This is a genomic window from Actinomadura sp. HBU206391 (assembly GCF_014323665.1).
Classification (GTDB): Bacteria; Actinomycetota; Actinomycetes; order Streptosporangiales; family Streptosporangiaceae; genus Actinomadura_C.
The window spans coordinates 1-8,757 of record NZ_JABVEB010000220.1 but is presented as its reverse complement, the minus strand read 5'-3'; the positions used below and the strand labels follow the sequence as shown (position 1 = coordinate 8,757).

Genomic DNA, 8,757 nt, shown 5'->3' with positions numbered 1-8,757 from the left:
CCGCTCGATGTGTTCATCCGGGAGTCCGTTCACCCGCCAAACCATCCATGAAGAGCGGGGTCGGTCTCCTACCGGATGAACAGGATGCGACGCACCCGGAGCGCCCTCGCATGGGCGTCCCGGCGCGCGCGCCGCATGGCGCGCACACGTGCGATCGCGCTGAGATCCTCGATCTTCCGTTCGTGCTCGCGTATTCGCTCGCGGGACAGTTCTACGCTGAGCAAACTCACCTTGCGCTCCTTGCTGAAGTTGAGACGGCGGATCGCCAGTTCGGCGTCCGGTCCGATGACGTGCACCGATGGCCGCGCGGACGGCACGCGGCCACCGGCTCGATGCGTTTGTGCGGTCGGCGAGCCGGCCGCTCCGGTCGAGGTCGTCACGCGGCGACCTCCGCGTTCTTCCGCGGGCGTCCACGCGGACGCTTGCGCGCCACGATCACGCCGCGTACGAACAGCTCTCCGCCCCAGACGCCCCACGGCTCCTGGCGCTCGAGAGCACCGGCGAGGCAGGCACGCTGGATCGGGCAGTCAAGGCACTGGGCCTTGGCCAGCTCGACGTCGGCCGGCGCCTCGGCGAAGAACAGCTCCGGGTCCCTACGGCACGGAAGCGCCAGGTCCTCGTCGCTCATGGTGAGCGCGGTCCCGTGCATCGCTGTGTCACCCCATAATCTGCGTTGGTTTTCAACGGGTTCGTCGGATGGCCCCTGGACGGGGGCCCGGACAAAACAAGAAGGCCGCGGATCCGGTGTCTGGATCCGCGGCCTGGGGGCATTCCCGGCGTCTAAACCGGTTGCCTCCAGGGGTACGGACCCGACACGCCACCTTCGGTGGCGGCCACGTGAGCCGTCATAGCGACTGGGCTGGCGTCGGAGATGAAGCTTCGCCCTTGCTTGACCTGGAAACGCTGCTCGTCACGCAGTCGCGAGCCGAGATTCTCGAGCCGCGAGGCGTTGGCGGGGCGCACGTTTTTCGGCGCGCGCGCAACGTCCTTCTGCGAGACCACGGGTGACTGGGCATAGGAACCCGTGCAGGCGGCAGCCGCGGACCAGGTCATGTCGCTCGAGATCAAGATCCTCACCGGACTGCCACCTCCTCTCTGGGTTCCTACGGTTCGGCGCCCCGAAGGGGCCGAGCCGTTTGAGTGCTCGCGTAGAGCGTACGGCTCGATGCCGAAATCAATCAAGGTATTTTTGACCTGCGACTATGTGACTTCTTGGCAACTTTCGCGGGAACCGGCGCGAGGGGGTCCTCACCGCCCGGCGGAGGTGCCGATCACCGGTCCGGTTCGGTGACCCGGATCAGGCCCTCCTGCATCACCGAGACGACGAGTTCGCCCTCCTCGGTGAACACCTGACCCCGCGCCAGTCCGCGCGCACCGCCGGCGGCCGGGGTGTCCTGGGCGTACAGCAGCCACTGGTCGGCGCGGAACGGCCGGTGGAACCACATGGCGTGGTCCAGGCTGGCGCCCATGGTCCGCTTGTCGCCCCAGGCCAGGCCGTGGTTGAGCAGTACGGTGTCGAGCAGCGTCATGTCCGAGGCGTACGTCATGAGGCACACGTGCAGCAGCGGATCGTCGGGCAGGTCACCGTCGACCCGCAGCCAGACCTTGGACTCGGGCGTCTTCAGCTCGGGATCCTTGGCCGCCTCCCATGTCAGCGGCGTCGCGTGCCGTACGTCGAAAGGTCGCCGCCGCACGAACTCCTCGGCGAATCGCTCACCGAACAGGACGGCCAGCCGCTCATGGGAGGTCGGCAGCGTCTCGGGACGGGCCCCCTGGGGCATCGGCGCGAGGTGTGCGGGACCGTCCTCGACGATCTGGAAGGACGCCGACAGCGTGAAGATCACTTTGCCGTGCTGGATCGCCGACACGCGGCGGGTGGTGAAGGACCGGCCGTCGCGGACCCGGTCGACCGTGTAGACGATCGGCACACTCGGGTCGCCGGGCCGGATGAAGTAGGCGTGGAGGGAGTGCACGGGGCGGTTGACCGGCACCGTACGACCCGCGGCGACCAGGGCCTGCCCGGCGACCTGGCCGCCGAAGACCCGCTGCTGCCGGTCCTGGGGGCTGCGCCCGCGGAAGATGTCATTCTCGATCTGCTCGAGGTCCAGCAGATCGAGCAGTTCCTTCAAAGATTCCTTCACGGCGGTCAGTCAAGCAGGTCGGGCGTTGTGGCAGGGGTCTCACCCCGGCACAGCGCCAGCACCGAGGCACCGTAGCGGTCCAGCTTCGCGCGGCCGACGCCCGAGATGACGGCGAGCTCGGCCTCTGACTCCGGCCTGCGCTCGGCGATCGCCTGCAGGGTCGCGTCGGTGAACACGACGTAGGCCGGCACCTTCTGCTCCTTGGCGGTCGCCACCCGCCACGTCTTCAGACCCGCGAACAGCGCCTCGTCGAGGTCGGCCGGGCAGCCCTCACAGCGGCCGAGCTTGCGTTCGAGCGCCGCGGTCAGCGGCCGCGCGCACACCCGGCACGGCTGCGGGCCCTTCGCCGACCGCGGGCGATCGGTCCTGGTCATCCGGGCCGGCGTCGACGTCGAGGTCTGCGGGGCGATCCCGTCGAGGAAACGCGAGCAGCGCCGGACCTTGCGCCCACCCGGAGCACGGGCCAGTGACCACGACAGCGCGAGGTGCTCGCGGGCGCGGGTCACCCCGACGTAGAGCAGCCTCCGCTCCTCTTCGATCTGGTCGGGCGTCTCGGCGTAGATGATCGGCAGCGTGCCGTCGGTCAGCCCGACGAGGAACAGGGCGTCCCACTCCAGCCCCTTCGCGGCATGCAGTGAGGCCAGCGTCACGCCTTCGAGCGGTGGCGCGTGCTGCGCCGCGGCCCGCTCTTCGAGTTCCGCGACGAACTCCACGAGACCGGCCGAGGCGTCGGCGACCGCCATGTCCTCGGCGAGCTGCGCGAGCGCGGCCAGCGACTCCCACTTCTCCCGCGCCGCGCCGGTGCCCTCGGGCGCCTTGTCGTTGAAGCCGATGCCGGACAGCACGTGGCGTACGGTCGCGATCAGGCCCGTGCCGTCGTTGTCGGCGTCGCCGCCGGACCGCGTCGCGCCGCGCAGCCGCACGACGGCCTCGCGCACCGCGGGCCGCTCGAAGAACCGCTCGGCGCCGCGCAGCACGTACGGAAGGCCGGCGTCGGCGAACGCCTGCTCGTAGATCTGCGACTGGGCGTTGATCCGGAACAGCACCGCCACCTCACGCGCGGGCACGCCGTTCTCGATCAGCTTGGTGACCTTGCGTGCCACGTCCTCGGCCTCGGCGACCTCGTCGTCGTACTCGGTGAAGGTCGGCTCGGGTCCGTCGTCTCGCTGGGCGATGAGCTCGAGGGCGGGCCGGCTCCCGTCGGCGTCGGCTCGCGAGCCGGTGCCGCGTCGCGCCAGTACGTCGTTGGCCAGCCGCACGACCTGCGGGGTCGAGCGGTAGTCCCGTACGAGCCGCACCACCTGGGCGTTCGGATGGTCTCTGGTGAAGCCGAGCAGGTACGAGGGCGTCGCGCCGGTGAAGGAGTAGATCGTCTGACTCGGGTCGCCGACGACGCACAGATCGTCGCGATCACCGAGCCAGGTGTCGAGGAGCAGCTTCTGCAGCGGGTTGACGTCCTGGTACTCGTCGACGACGAAGTAGCGGTACTGCTCGCGCACCTGGTTGGCGATTTCGCGGTGCTCGGTGAGCACCGCGGCGGTGAGCTCGAGCATCCCCTCGAAGTCGAGGAGGTTGCGCTCACGGCGGAGGCTCTCGTACATGACGAAGATCCGGGCCACGTCGACGGCGTCCACCGGCGGCTTGCGGCCCGCCTTGGCGGCCGCCGCCGGGTAGTCCTCTGGCCTGGTCTGGGTGACCTTGGCCCATTCCACCTCGCCGGCGACGTCGCGCAGCTCGGTACGGCCGAAGGAGAGCCGGCAGGCCCGAGCCGCGTCGGCGATCAGCCCGAGCTTCGACTCGATGATCTTCGGGGGCTCGCCGCCGATGACCTTGGGCCAGAAGTAGGTGAGCTGCCTGAGCGCGGCGGCGTGGAAGGTGCGGGCCTGTACGCCCGGCGCGCCGAGCTGCCGGAGCCGGCCTCTCAGCTCGCCGGCGGCGCGGGTGGTGAACGTCACGGCGAGCACGCGCTGCGGGGTCACGATGCCGGTGAGGGTCGCGTAGGCGATCCGGTGCGTGATGGCCCGCGTCTTGCCCGTGCCGGCGCCGGCGAGCACGCAGACCGGCCCGCGCACGGCCTCCGCCACCGCCCGCTGTTCCGGATCGAGTCCCGCGAGGACCTCCTCGGGTTCCAATCGCCCCTCCTCATCGCATCGTGCTCATCGCGTCGGGTTCACGAGGCACCATCCTCGCACCGCCGGCCCCGCGAACAGGCCGCATACCGGAGTGAAGGGCCGTGCGGATGGTCCCGGAGCGGCAAGGCGGACACAGAAGGCTAACCGGTGGAATGTCGGACGCCCATGCGGTGTTGTGCCACTGCAACGTTTGATCAACCTGAGGGGACGAGCGACCGATGGCGATGCCGACGCCTGACCAGCTGACGATGTACACGACGTCGTGGTGTGGATTCTGCCGCCGCCTCAAGTCTCAGCTGTCTCGTGAGGGCATCGAGATGGTCGAGATCGACATCGAGAAGGACCCGGAGGCGGCCGAGTTCGTCATGAAGGTCAACGGCGGCAACCAGACCGTGCCGACCGTGGTCTTCCCTGACGGCACCGCGCTGACCAACCCCTCCGCCAAGCAGGTCAAGAACCGTCTCGCCGCGCTCGCCTGAACAACGCCGCCCGGCACTTGGCCCGCCGAAGAAGCCCAGTCGAAGAAGACGACACGCCAGAAGGCGGCAGCACGCCCACGCCTGCGACACCACGCACGTACCTTCTCCGCCGTGATCATGCACTTATTCGCACGCATACCCACGGAGGGAAGGCCTCCGCGAACAACTGCATGATCACGGGGGTCGGGAGGGGTCGTGCACGCGATCATGCGGTTGGGGCGGTGGTCTTAGAAGGGCTCGGCGGCGGGGAGCTCGGATCCGTACCAGCGGCTGATCAGCCGGCTGGCGATCGAGAGCCGCCCCGGCGGCACGACCTTCTTGGTCTCGATCGCGACCCGCAGCTCGTCGCGCGTGTACCACGCGGCGTCCTCGATCTCTTCGGCGTCGGGTCGCAGCGTCTGGCCGTCGTGCGCGTGCGCGAAGAATCCGACCATCAGGCTCTGCGGCAGCGGCCACGGCTGGCTGCCGAGGTAGCGGATGTCCTCGATGGTCAGCCCGACCTCCTCGTGCACCTCCCGGGCGACGGCCTGCTCCAGCGACTCCCCCGGTTCGACGAACCCGGCCAGGATCGAGCGGCGGTCGCCCGGCCAGTTCGGCCCGCGGGCGAGCAGGATCCGGTCGTCGGAGTCGTACACCAGCATGATCACGGCGGGGTCGACGCGCGGGAAGTGGTCGGAGCCGTCGGCCGGGCAGGTCCTGGTGTGCCCGACGGAGGTCAGCTCCGTAGGGGTACCGCAGCGCGGGCAGTGCGTGTGCGTCGCATGCCAGTTCTGCATCGCGACGGCATGTGTCATCAGTCCGGAGTCACGGTCGCCGAGCAGCGCGCCGACCCTCCTCAGCCCGGCGGGCTCGGCCGCCTCGACCGCGGGGAGGGGCCCCGAGACGGCGAAGTAGGCGATCCCGTCCTCGTCCAGGCCGAGCAGGTAGCGCTCACCCTCGGGCGCCCGGTCCGGCGGCAGGAACACCAGGCGGGGCGTGGGCTCGTGCGACACGAGCACCTTCCCGCCCTCAACGGCGACCACACGGGTCCGTGGATCGCTCCAGAGGGAGGCGATCCAGTCGTCGTCCCGGCGCCGGGCCGACATCCGGTCGAGGGTGCCCCGGGCGAGCGCCAGCCATCCGAGGGGCGACTCCGTCACTCAGCACCACCTAGGTTCGCATGCGAATACCCATGGCACTCTAGTCCGGTGACCATCCTCATCGACCGGCCCCTCTGGCCCGCGCGCGGACGTGTGTGGTCCCACATGGTCAGCGACTCCTCCTACGAGGAGCTGCACGTCTTCGCGGCCCGGCTCGGAATTCCGCCACGTGCCTTCGAACGCGACCACTACGACGTGCCCGCCGACCTGTACGACGCCGCGATCGGGCTCGGCGCGCAGGCGGTGGGCTGCCAGGAGCTCCTGACCCGGCTCACAGGTGCGGGCCTGCGCCGCCGGAAGACCAGCCGCGTCAGGGGCCGGACCGCGATCGAGACGGAGACCCTATGAGCGTGCGCCGCGTCGTGCCCGACATCGCGTCGGAGGCACTGGAGGAGAGCCGGGACTTCTACGAGCGCCTCGGCCTTGTGGAGGTCATGAACCTGGGCTGGGTCATGACACTGGCGTCGCCGTCCAATCCGACGGCGCAGATCACGCTGATGGGCCCGGACGCCACAGCGCCCGTCCAGCCGGACCTGAGCATCGAGGTGGACGACGTGGACGCGGTCTACGCGGCCATGGTCGAGGACGGCGCCGAGATCGTTCATTCCCTGCGAGACGAGGCCTGGGGCGTGCGTCGGTTCTTCGTCGTCGATCCCAATGGCCGTGTCGTCAACGTCGTCGGACACCGGTGATCGCGATCGGCCCGTGCTCGCCGCCCATGTCGATCAAGCATCTCGGCACCTCTACCTACCCTGATCCTTGATCGACACCATCACCCGCCGAGGAGCAGGAGCTCGGTCTCGACGTTGTGCCGGGCCGTCGCCTCGAACCGGTCGCGGGCGGTCGGCGTGCTGAACAGCCGCGGCAGTTCCAGCAGCTGACGGAGCACGTCGGCGCGACCCCGGTTGAAAGGCTCGTCCGGCACGAAGTCGTACTCCTCCCGGACGGCGGCGGCGTACGCGGCGTAGCGCTCGGGATCGGCGGCCAGGATCGCCAGATCCGCGTCGCACAGGACCTGCCCGTTGCGGTCGCTCTCGGCGGGGGCGTGCGTCGCAGTGAGCCGTACGAGGCGGGCGACCTCGGCGATGGTCTCCGGCCCGAGATCGGTGTCGGTCAGCATGCGCTCGGCCAGCCAGGCGCTGCGCTCCTCGTTGTCGCCGCGCTGCGGATCGTAGACGGCGTCGTGGAACCACGCCGCCAGCCGTACGGCATCGGGATCGTCGGCGTGGTCGGCCAGCTCGTCGACCACGTCCAGTACGTCCGTGAGGTGTTCGCGGGTGTGATAGCGGCGGTGCGGTTCGGCGTACCGGGCGGTGAGATCCACCCCGACTCGGCCCGCGTCCGGCCCGGCCAACCCGACCCAGCGATCAAGAAGCTCCATGTCCCCATCTTCGCCGACTTCGCGACACGCGATTTCTCGCGCTTGGCCCCGGCCCGCCCGGCCCGGCCACTAGGGTTCTCCTTGGTTTAGGTAAGGCTTACCTCACTAGGAGTGTCTGCACCGTGGCCGACCGGCTGTATCTCGTCGCGGGCAAGGTCACCGACTCGGTGACGCACGGGTTCCTGCCCGCGGCCGCCCGGCTCGGATTGGACGTCACGGTGCTCACCGACCGGCCCGCCGACCACCTACGGGCCTACGCCGCCACGGAGGTGCCCGCCACCCCGCACCACGTCGTCGGATGCGAGGTCACCGACTTTCGGGCGATCATCGATCGGATCCGCCGTGCGCCCGCCGCCGTCTTCTCCAACAGCGACCATCTGCAGGCGCCCACCGCGCTCGCCGCCGCCTATTTCGGCCTGCCGGGAAAAGACTGGCGGGCCGCCACGCGCACCAAGAACAAGGCCCTGATGCGCGACCATCTCGCCGAGTTCGACCCGGTGTTCACCGCTCCCGCCGACGACGTACCGGACGACGCCCCCTACCCGCTCGTGCTCAAGCCGCGCGAGGGCGTGGCCAGCGAGGACGTCGTGCTCGTCGCCGACCGGGACGATCTGGCGGCGCGGCGCCGTGAGATCACCCGCCCGGAGCCGCTCATCGTGGAGGAGTACCTGCCCGGCGATCTCCACACCCTGGAGACCCTCGGCGACGGTCACACGACGCGGGTGCTCGGGTCGTTCCGCACGACCCTCTCACCGCCCCCGTACTTCGCCGAACAGAGACTGGAGTGGGCGCCGCCACCGGACGGCACCGATCGGGTGCTGGCGCTGCTCGCGGAGCTCGGCGTCGGGTTCGGCGCGTGCCACACCGAGTTCGTGGTGTCCGCTGGGCGGGCCCGGCTGATCGAGGTGAACTACCGGATCATCGGCGACCACTGCGACTTCCTACTCGCCGATCTGCTCGGTGTTCCGGTCTTCGAGCACGTCCTGCGCGTTCATCTGGGTGAACAACTGCATGATCACGGGAGGGAGACGGGGCGGCACGCGCTGGTCGACTACGTGCTCGCCGACCGCTCGGGAACGCTCGGCGCCGTCCCCGGCGCGGTGGAGCACGCCGAGGACGGCGTGCGGCTCAGTTACCGGCCGCTGCGCCGTCCCGGCGAGGTCGTCACGCTGACCCACACCAACCGCGACTACCTGGGCACGATCCGGGCGATCGGCCCGGATCGTGAACGGGTCGAGGCCTGCGTCGCGCGCTTCCGCTCCGCCCACGCCTGGGAGCTGCACGGATGACCGTCCCCGAGGCGCCCGGCGAGAAACCCGCCGAGGCCTCCCGCGGGACGTCCGGCAGCACTTCCGGCGGGACGTCCCGGAGCACGTCCGGCGGGACGTCCGACCGGGCGGTCGGCGGGGCCGGCTCCGGTTCCTCGGCCGAGCACCGGCTCGCCGCCCGCGTGCTCGGCGCGCTGCTGCTGGAGGACTACGGGGG

General features: G+C 70.1%; 11 protein-coding genes and 1 pseudogene. 5 read left to right on the top strand and 7 right to left on the bottom strand.

Annotation, left to right across the window (positions count from 1 at the left end):
- Positions 1–68: 68 nt before the first annotated feature.
- From HKK72_RS31785 to HKK72_RS31765, 5 genes are all read right to left on the bottom strand, one after another.
- Positions 69–380, bottom strand: coding sequence for a hypothetical protein (locus tag HKK72_RS31785; protein ID WP_187238130.1), 312 nt, complete (start codon positions 378–380; stop codon positions 69–71).
- Positions 377–649 (bottom strand): WhiB family transcriptional regulator, encoded by a 273-nt coding sequence (locus tag HKK72_RS31780; protein WP_261987405.1) that lies wholly within the window; start codon positions 647–649, stop codon positions 377–379. The genes HKK72_RS31785 and HKK72_RS31780 overlap by 4 nt, the downstream gene beginning before the upstream one ends.
- 131 nt (positions 650–780) lie before the next feature.
- Positions 781–1,077, bottom strand: a complete 297-nt coding sequence (locus HKK72_RS31775; RefSeq protein WP_187238129.1) for a hypothetical protein — start codon at positions 1,075–1,077, stop codon at positions 781–783.
- A 194-nt stretch (positions 1,078–1,271) separates the two neighbouring features.
- Entirely contained in the window at positions 1,272–2,141 is an 870-nt protein-coding gene (gene tesB, locus HKK72_RS31770; RefSeq protein ID WP_187238128.1) for an acyl-CoA thioesterase II, read from the bottom strand.
- 5 nt (positions 2,142–2,146) lie between these two features.
- Positions 2,147–4,273, bottom strand: coding sequence for an ATP-dependent DNA helicase UvrD2 (locus HKK72_RS31765; protein ID WP_187238127.1), 2,127 nt, complete (start codon positions 4,271–4,273; stop codon positions 2,147–2,149).
- A 218-nt stretch (positions 4,274–4,491) separates the two neighbouring features.
- Between HKK72_RS31765 and HKK72_RS31760 the strand changes: the two genes are divergently transcribed.
- The gene (locus tag HKK72_RS31760) at positions 4,492–4,752 is read left to right on the top strand and encodes a mycoredoxin (RefSeq protein WP_187238126.1); all 261 of its coding nucleotides are present in this window, start codon (positions 4,492–4,494) and stop codon (positions 4,750–4,752) included.
- A gap of 227 nt (positions 4,753–4,979) precedes the next feature.
- Here the strand turns inward: HKK72_RS31760 and nudC are convergent, their stop codons facing one another.
- Positions 4,980–5,837: an NAD(+) diphosphatase gene (gene nudC, locus HKK72_RS31755; protein WP_187238131.1), complete on the bottom strand. Its 858-nt coding sequence runs from the start codon at positions 5,835–5,837 to the stop codon at positions 4,980–4,982.
- Positions 5,838–5,939: 102 nt separating this feature from the next.
- Between nudC and HKK72_RS31750 the strand changes: the two genes are divergently transcribed.
- Positions 5,940–6,239, top strand: coding sequence for a DUF4031 domain-containing protein (locus tag HKK72_RS31750; protein ID WP_187238125.1), 300 nt, complete (start codon positions 5,940–5,942; stop codon positions 6,237–6,239).
- Complete coding sequence (locus HKK72_RS31745; protein WP_187238124.1) at positions 6,236–6,583, top strand: VOC family protein; 348 nt, start codon at positions 6,236–6,238, stop codon at positions 6,581–6,583. The genes HKK72_RS31750 and HKK72_RS31745 overlap by 4 nt, the downstream gene beginning before the upstream one ends.
- An 80-nt stretch (positions 6,584–6,663) precedes the next feature.
- On the opposite strand, the gene HKK72_RS31740 is transcribed toward HKK72_RS31745, so the two are convergent.
- Entirely contained in the window at positions 6,664–7,272 is a 609-nt protein-coding gene (locus HKK72_RS31740) for an HD domain-containing protein (protein WP_187238123.1), read from the bottom strand.
- A gap of 122 nt (positions 7,273–7,394) precedes the next feature.
- Between HKK72_RS31740 and HKK72_RS31735 the strand changes: the two genes are divergently transcribed.
- Together HKK72_RS31735 and HKK72_RS31730 are read left to right on the top strand one after the other, a co-directional pair.
- A complete protein-coding gene (locus HKK72_RS31735; RefSeq protein ID WP_187238122.1) occupies positions 7,395–8,561 on the top strand; it encodes an ATP-grasp domain-containing protein in 1,167 nt (388 codons plus the stop codon).
- Positions 8,558–8,757 (top strand): annotated as a pseudogene (locus tag HKK72_RS31730) (hypothetical protein); the annotation flags it as partial. The gene HKK72_RS31735 and the pseudogene HKK72_RS31730, both read left to right, overlap by 4 nt.